We start from the raw sequence: 307 nt of genomic DNA on the forward strand, positions 1-307 counted from the left end.
CCTTCGCCGCGGCCGCCGCCGTCCCGCTGTCGTCGGTCCGGCAGCCCCGCGAGGACATCGGACGCAAGTCTGCTGAATTGCTGGTTCGTGAGATCGAGGCCGCCGACTCCGGCGCACCGCACCGGCACGAGGCTGTCCGGTTCACGCCGCAGCTGATCGCGCGGCGCTCGACCCAGCCCCGCAAGCGCGCAAAGGGTTGACACGAGGCGCATCGGTCCGTAGTGTCTTGAATCGTTCGTATGGAACGTTTCAATAGCCAATGGAGGCCGCCGGTGGACGCTAACGGAGCTGTACCGGTGCTTGAGCA

General features: G+C 66.8%; 1 protein-coding gene. It reads left to right on the plus strand.

Annotated elements, in window-relative coordinates; genetic code table 11:
• Positions 1–200, plus strand: a 200-nt coding sequence (locus BN358_RS11045; RefSeq protein WP_040582736.1) for a substrate-binding domain-containing protein, incomplete at its 5' end; no start/stop codon positions are given.
• Positions 201–307 lie beyond the last annotated feature (107 nt).

The organism is Sedimentibacter sp. B4 (assembly GCF_000309315.1).
In the GTDB taxonomy this organism is placed as follows: Bacteria; Bacillota; Clostridia; order Tissierellales; family Sedimentibacteraceae; genus Sedimentibacter; species Sedimentibacter saalensis.